The organism is Njordella calcicola (assembly GCF_056494125.1).
On record NZ_CM151396.1, the window covers coordinates 1,907,235 to 1,930,999 of the forward strand.

The following is a 23,765-nucleotide window of genomic DNA, read 5'->3' on the forward strand; positions in this document are numbered from 1 at the left end:
AGATTTTCGCGTGGATATATAGGTACAAATGTGTTCAAATCGGGTCTCAGTCTGATTAGACTTAAATCGCTTTCGTGCGAAAAGCATCATAATCGACCCACGGCTTTCCACGCATCTGGGATGCCGTACACACATTTTCATACGAATTATCGATGACAAAAAGTTTAGTGGGTACGTTCGTAAGTGCTATCTACGACCTGATCGAAAAGGTCCAGCGAGTTCGTCGCTCCAACAAGCCAAGAGCGACTGAAATTGCGCCGTTGTCTTTCATGCGTTTGGAAGCTCGACGCGTTCTGTCGGTCAACGGCGTTTTCGATGGAGAAGCGTTGTCGGTAACCATTCTGAATGATGGCATCGGTTCTACGACGGCTAACTTGCAACTGATCGATGCGGACCAATTCTTCTTGGATGAGAACGACGATGGTTTGCATGATCCATTGACCGAGGCATTTGGTCTGCTTGCCGACTTGCGTCAGATACAAGTGGTTGGTGATGGAGGCGTTGGTATCTTCAATTGGTTCGATGATTTTTCACCCGCTGCGCTGAATCTGCCCGCCGTTGACGTAATCGCCCTAAGCGATCTAGCCGAAGTGAACATTGCGGCAACGGCCTCTCCACAAGGTAACGTATCTATTGATGCGCTGAGCACGACGATTGATGGAACTCTAACCATCGGTAACTCGGGCAACCTGACAGTGAGCAATGCCAGTCCTACTTCTAGCTTTGATCTGAGTGGTACTAGTGCGATTTCCGTCGACGGCTTAACTTCGATTTCCGTTGGTAGTTTTACGCAGGCCGCCGGTAGCAGTCTCCAATCTGTTGATTCGATCGATATCGAAGTTGACTTGAATGCGAACATTGAAGGCACGATCAACTCGACAACAGGATCTATCTTTATTGAATCGCTTGGAACGGGCATCACCATGGCAGGGACTGGTTCCTTAACTGCTGACGCTGGTGATGTTAAGCTTCTTGCAACAGCGGACCCCGCGGGCTCCATTGTGGCCTCAGAGATCAATTCTGATGGAGATATTTTGCTGGAAGCTCAAGATGATGTAACCGTAGTTGGCAGTATCTTCAGCAACTCAGGGCACATTACGTTGCTCGCTGGGGACTCGATTGATATCAGTGGCTCTGTTGCTACTTCGAACACTGGCACAATTTTGATCAACGGTAACAGTGTCCTGATCTCGGGGACTGTTGCCGCAGATGGCGATGTCCTCATCCGTTCGGAAACAACGCTTGAACTGACGGCCACCGCATCGATCACTTCCAATCTTGAACAAGTTGGGCTGGTTTCCAATAGCGGTGACATCAATCTCTTAGCGGGCTCGCAAATCAGCGCGTTGGAAGCAGCAGTTTCTGCTTTGAATGGCAGTTGGACCGCGGCAGGTAGTATCGTCGCAACCAACGGCTTAGCTGCACAGTCGCAGGGCAATAGCACAATTTCAGGTGATATCGTGGCCGCCAACGGAACGGTTGCCATAGCGTCTGACGCAGGTATTCAACTAGGGCATATCGAAGCACTTGCCGTTTCATTGCAAGCCGTGAATAACATCGAAGCAATCAATGCTGGTGTCGCTGGTTTGAACATTGATGCACAATCAATTCAATTGGTTTCGTCGAGCCCGACGGGGCGAATTGGAAACGACGACCAGGGTAATGGCACACCTGACTTGAATTCTAATGCCATTTCGATTGGCAGCAGTACAATCGCCGCCAGTGCAGCAGCAGGTATCTACTTACGCGGTCAAGGAAACGTCACTGTCGGTAATGTTGGAGCGATTAGCAAATCGGTCTCCGTCAGCGAGAACCGAGTTCGCTTTAATGAGGTAACTCAAGCACTTGCCGGTCAAACCACAGCGGTAGCTGCAATCGCTCCGCAAGATGACCTTACCGCGGCTGGCCCCATCAAAGTCCGTGTTGACGCGGGCTCGTTGGTCATCACCGATGGCCTCGATGGCGATGGCATTGGAGTTTCAACGACCACCGGCGATATTCTGCTATGGGGAGCGACCAGTTTAGACGTTCAAGCGAGTGTAGTCAGCACGACGGGCGATATCACATGGCGTTCCGATGGAGCGGTACTCTCTAACGCCGCAGGTACATTGGAAACAGATGGCACGGGTTACATCGTTGGCGCTAGTGCCACGCTTGCTGGGCCTATAACGGCCAATTCTGGCCTGCTGATACAAGCCACCAACAATCTAACGCTCAATGGTACGTTGACCAGTAACTTGGGTAGCGTGGGTTTGATTTCAACATCAGGCAATATCAGCCAAAATGCAAATGTTACCGCTGGCAATGATTTGTTTGTGCGTTCTGGTTTGGATTATACCATGGCTGCGGGGACCAGCAGCAATGTGACCAACGATGCAGTGTTGGTTGCGGGCGGTGATATTCGGCTGGGGCTGTTGATCGCCAGCAACGCGGGTCTAGATGCAGGCGGCAGTATACTTGAAACAGTTCCTGATCTGAACACCAACATCCGCGCCAATAATGTCATCCTCAACGCTGGTGTTGCGGTTGGTCAAAGCGATAGCGGGAATGGTACTCCTAATGTAAACATCAACGCCATCGATCTTGAAGTTGGCACGCTGAGCTCTCGCAGTGGGATTGGTGGAACTTACTTGCGCGAAGTGATCGCAGGCGGGGATCTTACTCTGGGACCAATCAATGCGATCGTTGCTACGATTGCGGTCAACGAAGTGAAATTCAACAGCAGCAATCCAGCCGTCGATTTGTCGGCTCAGCCCACCACGTTGGGTCCACAGGGTAATGTCCAGTCCAATGCCGCTATCAAGATTCACGTGACCAACGGTAGCTTGATCGTCCAAGACGGAGCGGATGCGGACTTGTTCGGAGTCAACGCGGTGGGGGATTTGCTGCTGCGAGCCAGCGCGAATATGACCATCGCTGGTCAGATCACCAGTACGACAGGTCATGTCGAACTAGATGCAGGTGGAACACTGACGGCTAGTCGCTTGATCAATGCTGCTGCAGGCACGGTCTATGTCCATGCGACGGATATCAACTTGCAGGTTGGCGGTAATGTGACGGCCGCAGACGATATTCATTTGAGGGCCAGCAATGATATTGCGATCGCATCGCAGGTAACTTCCAGCAGCGGCGCAGTCGCTGTGGTTGCCGATCGGAATATCACGATTGCAGCAACAGGCGTAGTCACCTCCAGCGGGGTTGCGGCCAGCGATGGGGTTTACGTCAGTGCAGGCAATAACTTAACGCTGGCAGGCAGCGTCAATTCTGCACGCGACTTATTGTTGGAAGCAGACAACGATATCTTGATGAGTGGTACTGCGACAGCATCGAACGATACTGCGATGTTGAATGCAGGCCGCGATATTAGCTTGGGACGCGTGACTGCGACGTTTGTCTCGATCATAGCGGGCGGAAACATCTTGGATGGCAACGCAGCCGTCGTCAATGTTGTTGCGTCCGAGTTGCAAATGGAAGCTGGCGGCTCTATAGGAGCTAGCAGTTTGCTCTCACCGATCGACCAAAACCCAGCGGCGATTGATCTGAATGTTACCACGGTTGCTGCTCGAGCCGTGGACGGTATCTACTTGGAAGAGATCAGTTCTGGCACACCGGATTTGATCATCGGCGTGATCGGAACCTTCGATGTACTAGTCCTCGCAAATGTGAATCGCGTGAACTTTAACAGTTCGCCGGCTTCTACTTTGCCGACAATTACAGGGACTGCTGCCGGGAACTCTTTGATTCGAGACGACCTCATCGCTACCAACGGACCTATCAAAGTTAACGTTTTGGCGGGTAGCCTTATCATTCAGGATGGTCCCGATCTGAATACGCTAGGTGTTAGTACCGCTGGCGATATCCTTTTACGGGCAGCTCAGAATATTATCGTCAACGGCGATGTGCTTAGCGACCTAGGTGCAATCGAACTGGATGCAGGAGCGACGCTAACGGCTAGTCGCTTGATCAATGCTGCTGCAGGCACGGTCTATGTCCATGCGACGGATATCAACTTGCAGGTTGGCGGTAATGTGACGGCCGCAGACGATATTCATTTGAGGGCCAGCAATGATATTGCGATCGCATCGCAGGTAACTTCCAGCAGCGGCGCAGTCGCTGTGGTTGCCGATCGGAATATCACGATTGCAGCAACAGGCGTAGTCACCTCCAGCGGGGGTGCGGCCAGCGATGGGGTTTACGTCAGTGCAGGCGATAACTTAACGCTGGCAGGCAGCGTCAGCTCTGCACGCGACTTATTGTTGGAAGCAGGCAATGATATCTTGATGAGTGGTACTGCGACAGCATCGGACGATACTGCGATGTTGAATGCAGGCCGCGATGTTAGCTTGGGACGCGTGACTGCGACGTTTGTCTCGGTAGAAGCAGGCCGTGATATCACTGATGGCAATTTCGCCGAGGTAAACGTGGTTGCTTCGGAATTGCAATTGCGAGCAGGGCGCGCGATTGGAGCTAGCAGTTTAGCTTCGCCCGTAGACGAGAATCCAGCGGCGATTGATTTGAACGTGACGACAGTTGCCGCAAGAGCCGGGACAGCGATTTACCTGGAAGAAATTGCAGCGGGCGGCGATTTGGTGATTGGCGGTGTGTCGCAAATGACCGTGGGCATTGAAACCAATGTAAACGTCGTAAACTTCAACAGTTCTCCTAGTACGCCTCTTGCGACTGTAAACGGTAGTGACACCGATGACGCGTTGAGTGATTTGGAAGCCGTTGGCCCGATTAAAGTCAAAGTGAACGCTGGTAGCTTGTTGGTAACGGACGGTCTGGACCTTGACGGGGTTGGCGTATCGACGACAACGGGCGATATATTGTTGTGGGGTTCCAGTTCCGTAGTGGTTGACGCTGGAGTGCAAAGCGTAACAGGGGATATCACTTTGCGTTCCTCTGGCAATATCAATGTCACGGCCAACGGTTCGCTGCAGACCGACGCAACAGGCTTTATCATTGGCGGCAGTGCCACGCTGGTTGGGCCGATAACGGCTAATGCAGGCCTGTTGATTCAGGTCACCAATGACCTAGTGATCAATGCTGCATTGACCAGCGGAACGGGTAGCGTGGGTTTGATATCGACGTTGGGGAACGTCAACCAGAATGCAGACATCACCGCTGGCGATGATTTGCATGTGCGAGCAGACCAGAACTACACGATGGCTGTTGGAGTGACCAGCACGATAACAAGTGATGCGGTGCTAATTGCGGGCAACGATATTTCGCTCAGCACGTTGACTAGTGCGAATTTTAGTATCGATGCAGGGCGCGATGTACTTTTGGGTTCAGCAAGTGCGACTAATAACGGAGCGATCGTTGCTGGCCGTGATGTGATTTTGGGATCAGCCACTACAACCAATAATCTAGTGATCCGTGCTGGTAATGATGTTCTTTTGGGATTTGTTTCTGCGACGAATATTGGAATTACAGCGGGAAGAGACATTGTCGAGCAGGTGCCTGATTTTTCGGTAAACGTTCGCGCAACCAACGCGATCCTGGATGCCGGCAGAAACATTGGACAATCGGACGAGCTTAACGGAACCCCCGGCATCAACGTCCGAGCGATCGACACCGAAATTGGCACTCTATCGACACGCAGCACGACGGGCAGCACGTACTTGCAGGAAACAGCCGCTGGCGGAGATTTGCGAATTGGCCCAGTCAATGCGATCACGGTTAGTTTGAGTCCGGGTAGTTCTACTTTTCGACAAGTGTTTTTCAATAGCAGCGAAGGGAACGAATCGCCCTTGTTCCCAATTACTCCGCAGAGCGTAATTGCGCAAGACAATGCGATTGCAGGTGGAGCGTTTAAGCTGAATGTTTTGAACGGTAGTTTGATTGTTCAAGATGGCGTTGATGCTGACTTGTTCGGAGTCAGCGCGGTGGGGGATTTGCTGCTGCGAGCCAGCGCGAATATGACCATCGCTGGTCAGATCACCAGTACGACAGGTCATGTCGAACTGGATGCAGGTGGAACACTAACGGCTAGTCGCTTGATCAATGCTGCAGCAGGCACGGTCTATGTCCATGCGACGGATATCAACTTGCAGGTTGGCGGTAATGTGACGGGCGCGTTGGATGTACTCTTGCGAAGTACCAATGACATCACCATCGCATCAGTAGTGACCTCGAACACGGGTTCGGTCGCTGCTGTTGCCGATCGGAATATCACGATTGTAGGAACTGGTTCGGTTCAAGCCAATGGTGTCAAGAGTATCCAGGACAATGACTTGAAGGACGATGGATTGTATATCAGCGCGGGAAATGACCTCGCTCTCACGGGCGTCGTCGGCTCGGCTCGATCTGCACTGCTCGAAGCTGGGAATGACATCTTGATGAGTGGCACTGCCACCGCGTCGAACAATACAGCCATGCTCAGTGCGGTGCGCGACATCAGCTTGGGACGTGTCAACGCGACGTTTGTCTCGGTAGAAGCAGGCCGTGATATCACTGATGGCAATTTCGCCGAGGTAAACGTGGTTGCTTCGGAATTGCAATTGCGAGCAGGGCGCGCGATTGGAGCTAGCAGTTTAGCTTCGCCCGTAGACGAGAATCCAGCGGCGATTGATTTGAATGTGACGACAGTTGCCGCGTTTGCTGGTACGGCGATTTACTTGGAAGAAGTGGCAACAGGCGGCGATTTGGTGATTGGCTGCGTGTCGGAAATGACAGTGACGATGGCAACCGTCGTCAACAGAGTGAACTTCAATAGTTCTGATGCCACGCCGCTACCGGATGTAGTTGGCAGTGATACCGACGGCGAGCTAAGTGATTTGGAAGCCGCTGGTCCGATCAAGGTCAAGGTGAATGCTGGTAGCCTGATCGTTACCGATGGTTGCGATAATGATAATATCGGTGTGAGCACGACGACGGGAGATATCTTGTTGTGGGGGGCTACTTCGGTAGTGATCGAGTCTGGGGTACAAAGCGTCGAGGGTGACATCACCCTGCGATCTTCAGGAAACATCAACGTCGCTGCCAGCGGATTCTTGGAGACAGATGCGACAGGATACATCGTCGGCGCGAGTGCAACGCTCAGTGGCCCAGTGACGGCCAATGAAGGATTGCTAATCCAAGTTACCAATGACCTTGTGATTAATAGTGCATTGACCAGCAGTACTGGCAGCATTGGCTTGATATCGACGCAGGGAAATATCACTCAGAATGCGAACCTTACCGCTGGCGATGATTTGTTTTTGCGAGCGGGTCTAAACTACACAATGGCTGTTGGAGTGACCAGCACGATAACAAGTGATGCGGTGCTAATTGCGGGCAACGATATTTCGCTCAGCACGTTGACTAGTGCGAATTTTAGTATGGATGCAGGGCGCGATGTACTTTTGGGTTCAGCAAGTGCGACTAATAACGGAGCGATCGTTGCTGGCCGTGATGTGATTTTGGGATCAGCCACTACAACCAATAATCTAGTGATCCGTGCTGGTAATGATGTTCTTTTGGGATTTGTTTCTGCGACGAATATTGGAATTACAGCGGGAAGAGACATTGTCGAGCAGGTGCCTGATTTTTCGGTAAATGTTCGCGCAACCAACGCGATCCTGGATGCCGGCAGAAACATTGGACAATCGGACGAGCTTAACGGAACCCCCGGCATCAACGTCCGAGCGATCGACACCGAAATTGGCACTCTATCGACACGCAGCACGACGGGCAGCACGTACTTGCAGGAAACAGCCGCTGGCGGAGATTTGCGAATTGGCCCAGTCAATGCGATCACGGTTAGTTTGAGTCCGGGTAGTTCTACTTTTCGACAAGTGTTTTTCAATAGCAGCGAAGGGAACGAATCGCCCTTGTTCCCAATTACTCCGCAGAGCGTAATTGCGCAAGACAATGCGATTGCAGGTGGAGCGTTTAAGCTGAATGTTTTGAACGGTAGTTTGGTCGTTGAAGATGGCGTTGATGCGGACTTGTTCGGAGTCAGCGCGGTGGGGGATTTGCTGCTGCGAGCCAGCGCGAATATGACCATCGCTGGCCAGATCACCAGTACGACAGGTCATGTCGAACTGGATGCAGGAGCGACGCTAACGGCTAGTCGCTTGATCAATGCTGCAGCAGGCACGGTCTATGTCCATGCGACGGATATCAACTTGCAGGTTGGCGGTAATGTGGAAGCCAGTGGCGACGTATTGCTGCAAGGAGTTACTAGTGTCCAGGTGGCCGCTCAAGTTCGTAGTGTAAGCGGAAGCGTTGGTATCTTGGCAACCAATGGCCCGATAACCCAAAGCAGTACAGTTACTGCGAGCCGTGATTTGCTAATTCATGCCTCCAACGGTAGCTACGTGATGTCACCAAATAGCGTGAGCAATGCTGGCGGCAACGCGTTGCTTCGAGCCGATGGTGACGTGGTGATTTCTAGCTTAAATGTGGGAGCGAACGCGGCGATTATCTCGACGATCGGCAATATTCAAGGCGTCGAGCTAGCACAAGCCAATATCACGGCAACAAACCTATCGTTATCCGCTCTAGCGGGATCCATTGGTCGCAATGATCCGCTGGGCGATGACTTTAATGCAATCGGGTTGGGTGCTGTCAATGTCAATGCGTTAGATATTCGCGTCAGTGGGAACGTTGCTGCGCATGCGAATTCGGGTGTCTATCTGAATCAGGTTGCTGGCACAAGTTCTCAAGATCTAAACATCGCGATAGCTTCCTCCGTTGCAGTCGGGGTAACCGTCGTAAGACCTCATTTTAATAGTAGTCGCCTTGCCTTGACTGAAGCGGATACGGCAAGCGTTCTGGAGTATGTGAAGACAACAACTTCACAAGCAGGAACAACTCGAGCGATTGATATCCGAGTTCAGAATGGTTCGCTAAATGTGCTTGATAAACCCGCGGAGGCGGTCGTTGGGATTCTGGCCAGTGATGGTGGAATTTACCTGGCAGCCAATCGTACTACCGCCACTGGGGCGACGGTTGATACGGGATCGATTGCGTTCGCAGAGAGCATTCGCACGGACGGTGGAGTTGGTCGTGGAAACGTCGAATTCCGAGCGTTGAATTGGATATCGGAAACAACGGCGACTGCAGAAGTTTTTGGTCAAGATTTGAGAATCGATACCAGGGAGTTTGCTCACCTAAGCAACACCTCTGTGAATACCTTGTCGGCAACCGTGATGCAGCCAGATGCATTGCGTTTTGCGTTTCAGCAGGTCAACCAAATTGCTAACGACAAGGGTGATGATTTTCTAGGTAGCATCGATATCCCAGGCGAAACCAATACAGATTTCTTCACCGGTGTTCCAGCGGATGCCAATCGAGTGGATGCAGCGCGTTTTCGATTTTCTGAGCGTACAAACAATGAATACTCGTTGTTCGTGGTCAATTCGAAAGCGTTGTCGGTTACCAAGGTGACGGCGGTAGGCGACGCTCCTCACGTCTACATTGAGACGAAAAATGCAGGTGACTTGAATGTGCTAGGCACAATCTCGACGGTTAGTTCGACGGCCAACGAAGGTCTGATTGTCTTAGTGGCGGGTGGTAACCTCTCCATCGAAGCGGCTGGCGCAAGGCTGTTAACTCAGGCTGAACTTGCTCCAGGGCAGTTCCGCGTTCAAGAGGTCAATCGGCTTGGTTCGGCTGACTTCATTTTTAATGTGTTGCCTTACAACGGAGGGGAAGGCATAGATCCTCGAGCAACGTTTACTTCCACAGAGTTTGTTATTGCCGACGAAGGCGAGCTGTCTAAGCTTTCTCTCCAACTTGCAGATCCAAAGCTGCGTGAACGAACGGATGTTTTCCAAAGGGTCGTAATGCAGTTTGGCAATGTTGGGGAAGCTGGCTTCAATGTCTTCATACGCTACGCAGATGGGTTTGGACAAGAGTTTGATACGTTGGGGGATCTCGGTACAAGAAGTATTCTGAACGCAAGCAACGATTTGGCTCCTAATGAGCAAGCGATTGACGCACGGTTAGCTGGTTCTAATGCGGCTGCAATTCTTTCAAGAGCAATTGCGTTTCAGGACCAGTTCCTGTTTTCTAACCAGGTTCTGGCAACGCTAGGAGTCATACGTCGAGCAGACGACTTCTTCCTTTTTCAAAATGCATCCAGTCAGATTGTCGATGCCGCGATCGAGAACTTTGTTGTTGAAAATGTAAAGTCAAATGGCGCTGAAGTTGGATTCGCTGAACTGCCAAAAGATATCCCGGCAATAGCTCCGCCTCCAATCTTGGCTCCTCCAGAACCAATCTTTGTGGATTTCAATCCTGCACCCAACATCGAGTTTGAATTAACGACTCAGACGGAACGACGTTTTGAAGTTTCCGTGTATCGCGTGCCCTTTGATGATGAAAACGAAGATGGATATGCGGCAGATGGCGAATTGCCCACCAGCCTTGAAATCTTGAAATTACAGATTGTTGAGGATTCCAATTCCGAGGTATCGGACGATCTGAAAAACAGTGTTCGAGTCAAGAAGCAAACGTTATCCACGGGTTCAGGAAAACCCACTAACGAGCAGATTGAACAATTGAAGGCAGCATTTATCAATGATCCAGAAGTTGCCGCCGGTGCATATGCGATCATTGAAAAGGGGGCCGATGAGAAAGAATTAGTTCTCGAAGTATTCTCTGTGCGTGATCAAGTGGCCGAAGAGGAAGGGGACGATGAAACGATTCCTTTGATTCGTCAACGTCAACCAGCCAACGTCGAAGAGAATTCAGAGCAAGATTCTGTAGAGAACCAAGAAGTCAAAGTACCTTCAGAAGCTGACGGAGCAATTTTGATTCGTCGCAATCACGATTCACTTTCGAGTATCGGAATGCAAGCTTCATCGGGCTTCCTTGCCGGAGCCGTTTGGTTAGCCAGACGCAGACACGGCGATGGTAGTCGTTTGCTGGAGCAGATTGGCTCGCAAGCAGCGGCAAGTCCCGTCAAACTTAACCGTTCGGCGCGTCGGGCGCGTAAATTCGCCCAGACGCATCCTAATACAAATTCCTAAAGCCGTTTTAACTGTCCGAGATTGTACCTATGAGCCTTTGCCCAAATTGCAATAGCACAAATGATGATGATGCAGTGAACTGCAGTGCCTGCGGCGCGAGCCTGCAACCGCAGCAAGAAGATGTCTCTGCGACGGTAAACCAAGCAGATGTTGCGGCAACCGCTGAAGATGAAAATCGCATGACCATGCCTTTTCAAGAGTCGACTGCCGAATCATTGGATTTCGAAACCGACAGCATTGCTCAAGACGAGCCTGGCAAGAAGACGGTGACAACCCAAGACGGTATTGTGGTGACACCGTCAGGTACGATAGTGGCCCCGGACGATGCGACCAGTCGCGTGGATGAAACGATAGATGTCACCGACGGAACGCCGTTCTCCTTAGTTGATGAAATCGAAGGACTCGACGGTGACTCAATCGACAGCACCTTACAGGTTGACGAGCGAAGTTTGAGCTCCAGTGCTACGATTGATTTAGACCTTAGCGGCAAGAATGACGTCAGCGATAATCAAGCTACTATTCTTTTTGGAACAGAGGCTCCATCGCCCACCCCATCGGATCAAACCATCGTATTTGGATCAGAGGGAACTGACCAAGGAACGTTGGCCGTTGATGACTCCGGGACTGAAGGTCGCTTAAAACGAATGTGGGAGGGAGCAGTTGGTTCTAGCGCCAACCCGATGCACTCCTTAAGTGCCGTCAGCTTGCAGGCGTCCGATTCGATCTTCGAACGAGTTGCGACGCGCAAGGTCCTCGATGCTAATGCGCCCATGTCGGCAGATGCTGACTATAAAATTATCAATAAGCTGGGTGAAGGTGCGATGGGGATCGTCTTTACCGCCAGACAGTCGGCCGTCGATCGTTTGGTCGCCTTGAAGACAGCGAAACCGAATTTTCAGAAGAACGAAGACGCTCGGCGGCGGTTCTTGTACGAAGCGCAAATTACCGCCGACCTTGATCACTCGAACATCGTTCCAATTCACGAGTTGGGGGTCAGCGAAGATGGCATGTTGTTCTATTCGATGAAGATTGTCGAGGGAGATCAATGGAGTCGCGTGATCACGGAACGAACGCGGGAGCAGAATCTTGATATCTTCATGAAGGTAGCTGACGCAGTCGCTTTTGCTCACTCCAAAGGCATCATCCACCGAGATCTCAAGCCAGAGAACACGATGTTAGGCCGGTTCGGCGAAGTGTTCGTGACGGACTGGGGGACGGCAGTCAACCTCCGCAAGGATTCTTCGCTGATTGTTGGTTTGTCCAAAGCGGGCGAACGCCGTGTTACGCTGGAGAACGCTGAGAATTTCCGCGCGGGCGATTCGGTTGTCATCGTAAGTGATGATGAAGTATTCGAGCGAAACGAAGTAGGCGGTGTGAATGGACAAGAGTTGCTGCTGAGGAAGAAGCTGGCGCATGACTACAAACCAAGTCCAGGATTGCGTGTGACCAAAGCGATCAACATGGCTGGTACGCCTTGTTATATGGCACCGGAAATGGCCGGACACCAATTGAATCGACTGGGGCGTTGCAGCGACATTTATGTATTAGGCGGAATTCTGTTTGACATGGTAACAGGTCGCCCGCCGCACACCGGTCCGACCGTTACGCATTGTTTAAAAAATGCCCTGGAAAACGATCTTGAGCCACCGGAAAACGCCTCGGATGATGCGCTACTAAGAATTGCTTTGCGAGCGATGCAGACAGATCCTAAGGATCGCTATCGCAGTGTTGAGGAGATGCAGGATGCCGTCCGTCAGTATCGACGGCATGCGGAAAGTATTTCTTTGGCCGAACGTTCGCATGACTTATTGCAACATGCCAAAGTAACAGGTGACTACGAAACCTATTCACGAGCCATGTTCGGTTTTCGCGACGCGATAGAGTTGTGGCCCGAGAATGCGGTTGCTAAAACGGGTTTGCTTGAAGCTCGCCGGGAGTATGGCGAAACGGCCTATGGTAAGGGCGACTATGACTTAGTCTTGCAAACCGTCGATCGCAGCAACGAGGATGAAAACAAGCTTTATGAAAAAGCGGTCCTTGCCAAGCAGCGGCGCATTGATCGTGAATCGCGAATTAAAAAACTGCAACGAGCTGTGGCCGCGATTGTGCTGTTGGCAGTGTTTGGACTAACTGGCATGCTGATGTATGCCTTGAATGAGAAACGAATCGCCGAACAAGCACGCGCTGAAGCCGTAGTTGCTAAAGACAAAGAAGAAATAGCCAAACTTGAAGCTGTGAATAATGCCGCTTTAGCCAAGGAAGAAGCGGAGCGCGCTGACAAGGAAGCTGTGGAGGCCAAGAATGCCCGAATGCTTGCTGAACAGCGAGAGATGGATGCCTTAAGGGCTAAAGAGGAGGAACGCATCGCTAAGGAAATGGAGACAAATGCCAAGATTGCCGCAGAGCAAGCGCAGAAAACAGCCGAGAAAGAACGAAAAGCTGCAGTCGAGGCACGCGTTGCGGAAACTGCCGCAAAACGGGATGCCGAGCGGAAAGCGATCCAGATTCAGCTTGACGAATACAAGTCTTCGGTAGCTCTGTCACTTTCACAACTGAGCTCTTTCGACATCAAGTCAGCTCGAGATAACATCGCTCGATTGAAGAATGCGCCAGCAACGTTCGCTCAAGGAGCCCTACCGGCCTTCGACACCTGGGGTTGGCAGCGTATCAACTTGCTAAGCAACGCGGATTTACCTCAGATGGATTTGTCTGGAGAAACACTGGCTACCGCAGCAGCAGCGAATGCGGATGTCATCGCAATTGCAACCAGCGATGGCAAAGTCAGGATCCTAAAGCCAGCAACGGACGGGTTGCAACTATTGAAGGAGTTTGACGAACCTAATCTCAAGTCAGTCGCGATGGCCGTTTCGCCTGATGGAACTCAGTTGGTGTACGCCTACTCTACCAACGAAAAGAATGGGATGAAGTACTGGGACTTGCAGGCTGGCGAGCCCGTGGAAATTCAAGCCACCGGGAATCGCGTCTTCCACGGACTGTCATTTTCCAACGATGGCACGAGTTTGATCGCCGGTATCAATGCCGGAATTTGGGTCTGGAACGTAGCCCCCAACTGGCATACACAATCGAAACCCACGAAGGTGCTCGAGGAAGTTCGCGGTAGACTGGTTAGTATACAACCGATCGGCGACACGAAATTTCTACTGACGACAATTTTTCCAGACAATCCGCCGCTGCGCATTGTCGATATCGCAAGTGGAACGAATGATCCCATTGTTTTGCCAGATAGCATTAAAGGTTTAGTTCGCAGCGCGTGGCTAACCGTTGATGGAAAGGAATTGGCTGTTGGTCTTACCGACAATAGACTTTTTGTCGGTGCGTTCGACGCCAACAAACTGACCATGAACAATGAAATCGTGTTGGACAATAAGCATGCTGCCGACGTAACGACAATGTTACAAGATCAATCGGGGCGATTGATCTCTTCCAGTGATGCCGAGCCGGTTTTACAGATTTGGAAAAAGTCTGATGGGCAGTGGCTGCCGGAAACAAATTTGGCTGGATTGCCAACGAATCTCAAAGGAGTGGCCGCGTTAAAAAATGGCACGGTCGTAGGAGTTGATTCTCAAGCAGACTGTCTTGTTTGGGATATCGATCGTCAGATACAGCGTGCCCGCATGGAACGCACGATGGGGCAAGATCGAGCGCTCTACAGCAAACCAGTGCAACACGTGGCGGCTGGAAGCTTTGACGGTCAAGCGTTAGCTATTGATTCCAACGGTGTCGTGGATCTATGGAACCTACGCAACGGGGCCACCAAACTGCTGGACCAAGAACGATTCAGCTATATCGGTCATACTCCGGGCGCTACGTTGGTCGATTCTGCAGTAGGCGCCGAACAGAAATACCTCGTTACTGCAGCAAGCTTAAAGAATGCTGATCGAAATTACTTAACGGACCCTAACGCGGTCTGGGAGTTTTGTTTATGGGATATGGATTCGGCTGCCATGTTACGTCGCTGGACCCAATCTACTTCGTCGAAAGCTGGTGACCAACAAGCAGGCTTAGTTGAACCAAGGATTTCGCTATTGGACCATGGACGAAAAGCGTTGTTTGCCTCTGATTCCAGTACGCGAATTATCGATCTCGCAACCGGCGAGGAAGTTTTTCGCAGGGATAGTTTTGGGACTTTCTTTGCCGTCACCAATCCTGCCGACGATTCGGTAGTTCTCTTGGTCAGGCGATCAGGGGCGGTGCGCATCCTTGATCTCGATAATGTATCTCAGTGGGACTCGCAAAAACTTGCTGACGACGGTTTGCGATTCTTTGGTGACACACCCATGAATGCCGTATGGACCGAAGATGGCAAACGTTTTTATGTGGTCTATGCAAGTGGCAATGTGGCTAAAGTCGATTATGGCCAGGGACAAATTTCACTGGCCTGGAACTCTACCAGCTTAACCAAGAACGCGAAGCTATGGAGCGACGTGTTGTCGCCGTTTGCGGGGCGAGTGCGATCGCATGCGGATATGGATGTTTCCGTGGTAACTCGAGGCAATGCCGACCGACTGCAGGTTGCAATCCGAGGTGGTACCAAAGATCGCCAAACCAAGCACTGGGAAATTGAATTCGATGCAGCAAGCCCCGAACCACGCGTTGCAACCAATGAAACACTCGGCGGTTCACGATGGTTGAAACAAGCGTCGGATGGCAAAACCGTTTTGGTCGACCAATTGCACGATCAATTGGAGATCGATACGCGACGACTTAAAAACTTGCACCAAGTCGATCAGCAAATTTTTGTCTCCAGTCGCACGACGCAAACTTATGCGATCTCGCAAGGGTCAACCGAAGTGCAAGGCTACGGACGAACCCCAGTTGTTTCGGCGACTGGGGATCGAACTGGCCGAAAATTGTACGCACTCATGAGCGACAGTTCGATGTGGAAATTCGAGCTTGACTCAGAAGACAAACCAACTTGGACCAAGCTTTCTATTGCTGTTGAAAACGCGTCCAAGTTGGCCTTATCGTCCGACGGTAGCCGACTTGCGATTTCCAGTGGCGACTCAATTTCAATTTGGGACGCTGATGCTGGGCAAGTAGTCAAGAAGCTAGACAACGTGGGGGCATTCGCTTGGAATCCATTGAGTCCCACCGAGTTTGTGGTTAGTGACTTGCAAGGGAACTTGCGTGTGTTCCATGACGATTTTGAAGAAGAGAAATCATTGCAGCATCCGCTTGGCGAAGGTGAATCCATCTTGAGCGTACAGTTTTTCCGAGAAACGTGGGCTGGTGAAGCGGTCAATCCTAGACGTCATATTTTGGTGCACTCGCGGAATCAAGCCCAAGATTTTGTGACGCTGCATCCTGTAGATCCGAAACCAGAGGCGATGGCTGGGAAGCTCGCGGACTTGCAACAAGCTCCTGCGATCGATGATAATGATCAAATGGTGAGAGTAGAGCTTGTCGCGCCAGCAAGTGTCGTATCTGTTTCGCCAGCCGAAGGGATCTTTGCGACCGGAACCAGTAATGGAACTGTCAGTGTCTGGTATTGTATGCCGACCTGGGGTGGGCCGCGACAACTATTTGACTTGGAAGGACATCGTGGAGCGGAGATTACGACGATGGACTTCACTGCGGATGGGAAAACACTCATCACCGCAGATACCAAGAATCGCCTCTATGCTTGGCTGTCCAAAGATCCTCAGGGTGAACATTGATCACTATGATTTATCGAAGTTTGCAATGGATGTTTAGGCGAAGCCGACTTGCTTTTGTTGCTATGATCTCGATAACCGTTTGGTCGCAGTGCATGGAATTGCGAGCGGCCGAGGTTGCGCGATATCAAGGGACTTGGAATAGCCAAAGTACAGGGCATTCAGGCCCCATGCGAGCGGCACTGCGCCCGCAACGCGATGGCAGTTACGATGCTGTTTTCGTTGGGCGTTTTGCGAAGGTGATTCCGTTTGCTTACCGCGCTACACTGCAGCCCGCTGGCGATGGAGGCTACTATGCAAACAAGCAACTTGGGCCACTTTTGGGCGAATATCGGATGCAAGCGGCAGTCACTGGTGGTAGTTTCAATGCAAATTTCCAAGCCGCTGGTGATAGTGGGACGTTTAACATGCGGCGCAAACGTTGAAGTCACATGGCTTGCTCGCACCGGTCTGCAGATCGGCTGACTATCGATTCGAGGAGCTTGCTCCTGATGGACTGCTAACTGGCCGATAGCTCACGTAGTTGCTTGTTGTGCCCGAGCGATGGTTGCGATGGGCCATCGCAAGTAGATTGGTTCGAGCTTCTTGGAAATCAAGCATGACGACTTTTAAGCTAACCGGTAGCGACGCGGCGGGCTTTTGATATTGGGTGCCAAAGACCCATTCTTCCAGCCAGTTATCGGAGATTGCAGGCTTTACCAAGTTCAACGCCGATCCGATTTGGTGCAATGGAGTTGGATTGGCACGACGTTGGATTTCTTTTGCATATTGGTTCGCTTCCTGACGCAGTTGGATATGTTGCCGCGCAAATTCCAAAGCGTACTGAGCAGCGTCTTCGTCGCCTGATTGATACAGCGCCAAATGGAAGCGTTTTCCAATTAGCAGTTGGTCCGCTTTGGATGCCAGTGGTTCTCGAGTTGTGCCATACGCATAGGCCCGCACTTCCAGGAGGTCTGCTTGCCAAGTCATCGGGACTTCTAAAAGCAGCGTAAAACGACGTGCTCCTTCGATCGATTGTTGCGGGTTCGAGCGTAGTTTGAAGAATACGCCCGTTCGCCGATCAAGCGTGCCGGCAGCGGTCAGGACTTGGCGGGCTGCGATCTCGTTCTGCTCGACCGTTTCATGTGTTGCATCGTTGAAGCCTGCGTGTCCATCCGCTTTGGCGAACACCGGGTAGAAGCCACTGGCGTTGAGGGCTGCTTGGCGTTCCTGGGTGTAACTGCGGGTCACTCGAATCGCGCCGTCAATGTGGCTGTACATTTCTGTGCGGGGCGAATAGTCCGCAATTTGGACGTCTTCATGTTGAGTTCTTGCCTCCACGACAATCTCGCTGAGTGTGCCGTGGAAGGTTGGAGTGACCAAGGTCGACACGTCAAAGCTGACTTCGATGAATCGGCTATTGGGCAATTGCGAGCTGGCGTGTTGTTCCCTAACGGCTAGCGCCGGCACAATTGCTGGGACATCGAAATCGATGCCCGATGTGAAGCTCAAAAAGATATAAGTGATTGCAGTTAAGACTTCCATGGCAGTCCCCCATCCATGTACGACGTAAGGCTTTAGGCCTACCAGAGGTTACCTGCGAGACGCAGTCCTCTTACATCGCGAGTTGAAAATCCCTGCATTCCTTTCGCAGTGAGAATTGCGAAAGAACTTTCCGTCATGGATTGGAGAAGCGATTGCAGCCCCCGCTGAATCGACTTGCTTCTCGTGCAAGGTATTCTACGTCGAAGCGGTTAGTCAGATCAGTAAATTTTTTTCGCGGCGTTTTGATCGAACGCAGAGTTTGCGCAGTCGAGCCATCTTTACCTGCCGCGGGGACTGCTGCTTTCCTAGCTTGCGCAATTCAACAAGTTGAACGACAACCTTCGCCGAAGAACCCAACTGTCCAAAACGCGGAGCGGTTCCGTTGCGGAGGAACTCTCATGTCGCCTTGGACTGTGTCGAAGTCAGCGGAATGCTAAGGTTTGGTGCCGATAACCGCAATCGCCAGGTCTCGCAGTTGCTTGGCGTCCACGGTGCCAGGCGCCTCGGTCATCATGTCGGTCGCGCGCTGAGTCTTTGGAAACGCGATTACGTCGCGGATGTTGTCCAGATGGTTGAACAGCATGACCAGCCGGTCGATTCCCAACGCGATACCTCCGTGTGGAGGGGCACCGAATTGCAAAGCGTCCAGCAAGAAACCAAATCGGTCTTTGGCAATCTCTGGTGTAATTCCCAGCAAACCAAAAATTTTCTGTTGCAGTGCGTTGTCATGAATTCGGATCGTGCCACCACCGGCTTCATAGCCATTGATAACCAAATCGTAGGCAACGGCACGAGCTGCTTTTGGATCGGAGTCCAGCAGCGCGACGTCTTGCGGCCGAGGAGCGGTGAAAGGATGGTGCATTGCGACGTAGCGTTTTTCTTCTTCGTCAAAATCAAACATCGGAAATTCGACGATCCAAGAAAAGTGCATCTGTTTTGGCTCGTACATCTTTAGCTCCGCGCCCAAACGACGTCGCAATCCATAGAGACCTTTGCAGGTGACGGACCATTGATCGGCAACGATCAACATGAGGTCTCCCGGTTGGGCATCAAAGGCGGATTTAATCGCGGCGAGTACTTCGGGTTCAATATTCTTAGCGATTGGAGACCACAGTGAACCATCAGCTTCTACTCGGAACCAAGCCAATCCTTTAGCGCCGAAATCATGCTGCACAAACTCTGTTAGCTCGTCGAGTCGCTTGCGAGAGAACTCTTCGGCACGTCCGTCCACTTTGATACCACGTACATGGCCACCGTTATCGAGCGCTCCTCGGAAGACACGGAAAGCGGTTGGCTGGACAGCGGGTCCAAGGTCGACGATTTCCATACCAAAGCGGAGGTCGGGCGCGTCGTGACCGAAACGTCGCATGGCTTCATCATACGTCAATCGTGGCAGCGGCAGCGTCAATTCGATGTTCAGGAATTCTTTGGCTAGTTTGACCATCAGCCCCTCGATCATGCCGATGATATCTTCGTTATCGATGAAGCTCATTTCGACATCCAACTGCGTAAACTCTGGTTGGCGATCAGCGCGCAAATCTTCGTCGCGGAAGCATCGGGCAACTTGCACGTAACGATCGTAGCCAGCGACCATCATGATCTGCTTGTACAACTGCGGAGATTGCGGCAGTGCGTAGAAGTGATTTCGGTGGACACGGCTGGGAACTAGGTAATCGCGAGCACCTTCAGGCGTACTGCGACCTAGAATCGGGGTCTCGACATCGATGAAGCTGTTCTCTTCGAAGTAGTCACGCATCGACTTGATGATCCGGCTGCGATTGATCAGCGTTTCTTGCATCTGAGTGCGTCGTAGATCCAAGTAGCGATACTTCAGCCGTAAATCTTCGCCGGGCAGTTCCGTTTGGTTAGGCACAAAGGGGGGCGTGGCCGACGCGTTCAGCAGCTTAATCGACTCGGCACGGATCTCAATTTCCCCGGTGGCTAGTTTGGAATTGGTCTTGCCTTCCAAGCGTTCAGCAACCGTACCGGTGATTTGAACCACGTCTTCGTTCCGCAGTTTTTTGGCCTCGCCGACGCAGTTGGGGCCGCTTTCGGGCGCGGCAACCACTTGAGTGATCCCGTATCGGTCGCGAAGATCCAGGAAAACTGCGCCTCCATGATCGCGGCTGGTATCAACCCAACCGCACAGGGTCACGCGTTGACCGATATGAGAGGATCGAAGTTCGCCGCACGTATGGCTGCGCATCATAGTTGTTAAGTTCCTGGAAACTGAATTTGAAGCTGCGGTTGGATTTCGTAATCCAACCGGAAAAACGGCAGATTCTAAGGTCCGGCGGTAAAAATGGCTACGCCCAATCCTCAGTAACACGAAACCGCATCCACCGGCCGACCGCTTGACCAGAGCCCGGCCATGGATAACTTGAAAGGGCAAGTCGGGGCTCCCCACCGCCGCGAGTTTGCTTTCGTTAGCCCCTCGGCGGTTCGACCTCTCCTATTTCACTTGGAATTAAACATGAAATCAGCCCTGACGATCAGTGCGGTGGAGCAAGCGCATGGAGGCCCTTTCGTTCTCTGGGATACCTTCCCTAACGCCTGCGAACTGGCAAAACGGATTGGCTTTGATGGTGTGGAAGTCTTTGCCGGTGGCCCTGACTACTTTCGTCAACCAACTTTCCAGGCGACTTTGGACGCGTATGGACTGGAATTGGCGGCGGCAGGGACGGGAGCCGGTTGGGTCGTGCATCGTCTATCACTGTCCGACGCCGATGGTGCAAAGCGTTTGGCGGCTGTGGATTTTGTGAAGTCGATCATCGAAGCAGTGGCGCCTTGGTCGACGCGAGTGATCATTGGATCGATGCAAGGAAAAGCCGAACTTGCCGACGATATTCGAGATTATCGCAAGCGTTTGGCGGACTCGCTGCAAGGACTCGCGGAGTTCGCTGCTCAGCATCAGACCGAGTTGTTAATCGAACCGCTGAATCGCTACGAAACCAACTTGATCAACACCGTGGCCGATGGATTGCAGTTGATTAGCCAAGTGGGGATGTCCAACTTTCGCTTATTGTGCGATGTATTTCATATGAACATCGAAGAGGCTTCGATCAGTAAATCAATGAGCATTGCGGGAGGGCATTTAGGGCATGTTCACTTTGCTGATTCGAATCGATGGGCTGTTGGTTTTGGGCACATTGATTACCCTTCCATTATTCAAGCACTGAAAGAAATTGGCTATGCTGGGTATTTGTCTGCGGAGGTATTTTCCAAGCCGGAGGCAGAAACTGCGGCTCGGCAGACGATGCTTGCCTTTGAATCGCTTTGCGGAAATCGAACTCGAGATTCCCTGACCGGTTGATTCCTTGAGTCGCGGTAACGATTGAATGGGCTGCCTTGTCATACTTTTGAATTCTTAAATAACGAGACGATCGCTTCATTATGTTGCTTCAGCAATTGATCCATCCGGAGATACTGTCGGTTCTAGCGGCAGCAGGCCATCATGGTTTGATCTTGATCGCGGATGGGAATTACCCGGCATCCAGTAAGCGAGGGCCGTCGGCTCGAGTTGTGAGCATGAATTTGTCGCCGGGGGTGATCACTTGCAATCAAGCCTTGCAGGCGGTTTTGTCTGCTGTACCAATCGAAGCAGCCTATACGATGCAGACCGAAGCCTCTGGCCCTTATGCTCTGGACGGAGATCCGCCGGTCTGGACGGATTATCGCCAGTCCCTGGCTGCGATCGGGTCAAAGGTCAAGTTGGAGCCGTTGGATAAATGGGAATTCTATAAGCATGTGGCCACTCCCGACCACGTGTTAACGATCCAAACCGCTGATCAGCAGCGGTATGCCAATATCCTGCTGGCCATTGGTGTTCGGATGTAGTGGCCGCAGATTCTGTGGAAAGTGGCAATGAGGCGGGTACGAGAATCCTGTTGTCTTGGCGGGCTAAGCTGCGGTCGCACAGGAACAATTGCCGCACCGACTATTGCCGACGAGGCGAAACCCTTGTCAAAAGGCCAACTTGCGGGTAGTTTCAAGGGTTTCCGATCGCCACCCCTCTCACCTGCCCTGAAACCCAGCTTATGATCGCAATGGACCGCACTCAAACGCTTCCCGACGAGCAACGAGTGGTGATTACATCGATCGGATTAACATCTCCCAACGGATCTAGCCTGGAGGCGTATCGCGAAAAGTTGCTGGCCGGAGTGAGCGGCGTTCGCGATTATGAAATCCGCTATGTTGGCAAGACATTAGCCGGTGTGTGTGAGTTTGAAGCGACGCGGTATCAGTCGAAAAAAGATATTCGTCGTGGAACGCGAGCTGGCGCGGTTGGGATTTATGCTTCTGCCGAAGCGATTGCTCGAAGTGGTCTTGATTGGGCGAACGTCGATAAATCTCGAGTCGGTATCTATGTTGGAGTTACCGAGCATGGAAACGTCGAGACGGAAAACGAAATTTATAACATCAAAGGATTCGACTACGATACGCAGTTTTGGTCACACCATCACAACCCTAGAACGGTGGCGAACAATCCGGCGGGCGAAATCGCTTTGAATCTCGGCATCACCGGGCCTCACTACACGATCGGAGCGGCTTGTGCGGCGGGCAACGCGGGAATTATCCAAGGCGTGCAGATGCTGAGGTTGCAAGAATGTGATTTGGCCTTGGCTGGCGGTGTTTCCGAGAGCATTCATACCTTTGGAATTTTCGCGTCCTTCAAGAGCCAAGGGGCGCTGGCCACGCATGCCGATCCTGCAAAGGCTTCTCGCCCGTTTGACGTAGATCGCAACGGCATCGTCGTCTCCGAAGGTGCCTGCATGTATGTTTTGGAGCGACTGTCGGATGCGAAAGCACGGAACGCGGAAATTATCGCGGAGATTGTTTCTTATGCGATCAATACCGATGCCACCGATTTTGTTTTGCCCAATCCAGAACGTCAGGCACAGTGTGTGCAGTTAGCGTTACAACGCGGCGGCCTGAGTCCCGAGCAGATTGATATTGTCAGTACGCATGCGACCGGCACCACCAGTGGTGACGCCCAGGAAACGATCGCTTTGCGAAAAGTGTTCGCGCCCGATGGGCCAACCAACTTTAACAATACGAAAAGCTTCATCGGGCACACGATGGGAGCTGCTGGCGCTTTGGAATTGGCTGGCAATATCCCCTCGTTTCGCGATCGAGTGTGCCACGCTACCATCAACGTCGACAACTTAGATCCCGAGTGCGCGATCGAAGGATTGGTTTTGAATCAACCGAAAGAGCTGGAACGAGTCGATTATATCCTCAACAATTCCTTTGGAATGTTAGGCATCAATTCCGTGTTGATCGTTCGGCGTTTTTCGTAATACTTTGTTTTTGTTTGCAAATTTGAAATCAGGAAACTAACTCAATGAGTCCCGCTGAAATCCGCGAAGAAATTGTCGATATCCTTAGCGATATTGCACCGGATGAAGATCTAACCACGCTGAATGATGAACAAAGCTTCCGCGAGCAGATGGAGCTGGACAGCATGGACTTTTTGGACATCGTGATGGAATTGCGTAAACGCCATCGAGTTCAAATTCCAGAAGACGAATATAAAAACTTGGCGAGCATGAAATCGACGGTCGAATATCTCGAACCGAAGATGCGCGACATTGTCAAAGCGTAG

The 23,765-nt window shown here is 51.7% G+C and carries 9 protein-coding genes; 7 read left to right on the plus strand and 2 right to left on the minus strand.

Annotated features, from left to right (window positions below):
- The first annotated feature begins 152 nt into the window (after positions 1–152).
- From SH302x_RS07250 to SH302x_RS07260, 3 genes are all read left to right on the plus strand, one after another.
- A complete protein-coding gene (locus tag SH302x_RS07250; protein WP_479368065.1) occupies positions 153–10,961 on the plus strand; it encodes a beta strand repeat-containing protein in 10,809 nt (3,602 codons plus the stop codon).
- Positions 10,962–10,990: 29 nt separating this feature from the next.
- Positions 10,991–16,639, plus strand: coding sequence for a protein kinase domain-containing protein (locus SH302x_RS07255; RefSeq protein ID WP_479368066.1), 5,649 nt, complete (start codon positions 10,991–10,993; stop codon positions 16,637–16,639).
- 62 nt (positions 16,640–16,701) lie between these two features.
- Entirely contained in the window at positions 16,702–17,061 is a 360-nt protein-coding gene (locus tag SH302x_RS07260; RefSeq protein ID WP_479368067.1) for a hypothetical protein, read from the plus strand.
- 40 nt (positions 17,062–17,101) lie between these two features.
- On the opposite strand, the gene SH302x_RS07265 is transcribed toward SH302x_RS07260, so the two are convergent.
- Complete coding sequence (locus SH302x_RS07265) at positions 17,102–18,160, minus strand: hypothetical protein (RefSeq protein WP_479368068.1); 1,059 nt, start codon at positions 18,158–18,160, stop codon at positions 17,102–17,104.
- Between the two features lie 433 nt (positions 18,161–18,593).
- Complete coding sequence (aspS, locus tag SH302x_RS07270; protein WP_479368069.1) at positions 18,594–20,369, minus strand: aspartate--tRNA ligase; 1,776 nt, start codon at positions 20,367–20,369, stop codon at positions 18,594–18,596.
- A gap of 264 nt (positions 20,370–20,633) precedes the next feature.
- Here aspS and SH302x_RS07275 point away from each other — a divergent pair, with 264 nt between their 5' ends.
- The 4 genes from SH302x_RS07275 to SH302x_RS07290 all read left to right on the plus strand — a co-directional run bounded on the left by SH302x_RS07275 (position 20,634) and on the right by SH302x_RS07290 (position 23,765).
- Positions 20,634–21,473, plus strand: a complete 840-nt coding sequence (locus SH302x_RS07275) for a TIM barrel protein (protein WP_479368070.1) — start codon at positions 20,634–20,636, stop codon at positions 21,471–21,473.
- 80 nt (positions 21,474–21,553) lie between these two features.
- Positions 21,554–21,997, plus strand: coding sequence for an RbsD/FucU family protein (locus SH302x_RS07280; RefSeq protein ID WP_479368071.1), 444 nt, complete (start codon positions 21,554–21,556; stop codon positions 21,995–21,997).
- Between the two features lie 200 nt (positions 21,998–22,197).
- On the plus strand, positions 22,198–23,460 hold the full coding sequence (locus tag SH302x_RS07285) for a beta-ketoacyl-[acyl-carrier-protein] synthase family protein (protein WP_479368072.1): 1,263 nt from the start codon (positions 22,198–22,200) through the stop codon (positions 23,458–23,460).
- 44 nt (positions 23,461–23,504) lie between these two features.
- A complete protein-coding gene (locus SH302x_RS07290) occupies positions 23,505–23,765 on the plus strand; it encodes an acyl carrier protein (protein WP_479368073.1) in 261 nt (86 codons plus the stop codon).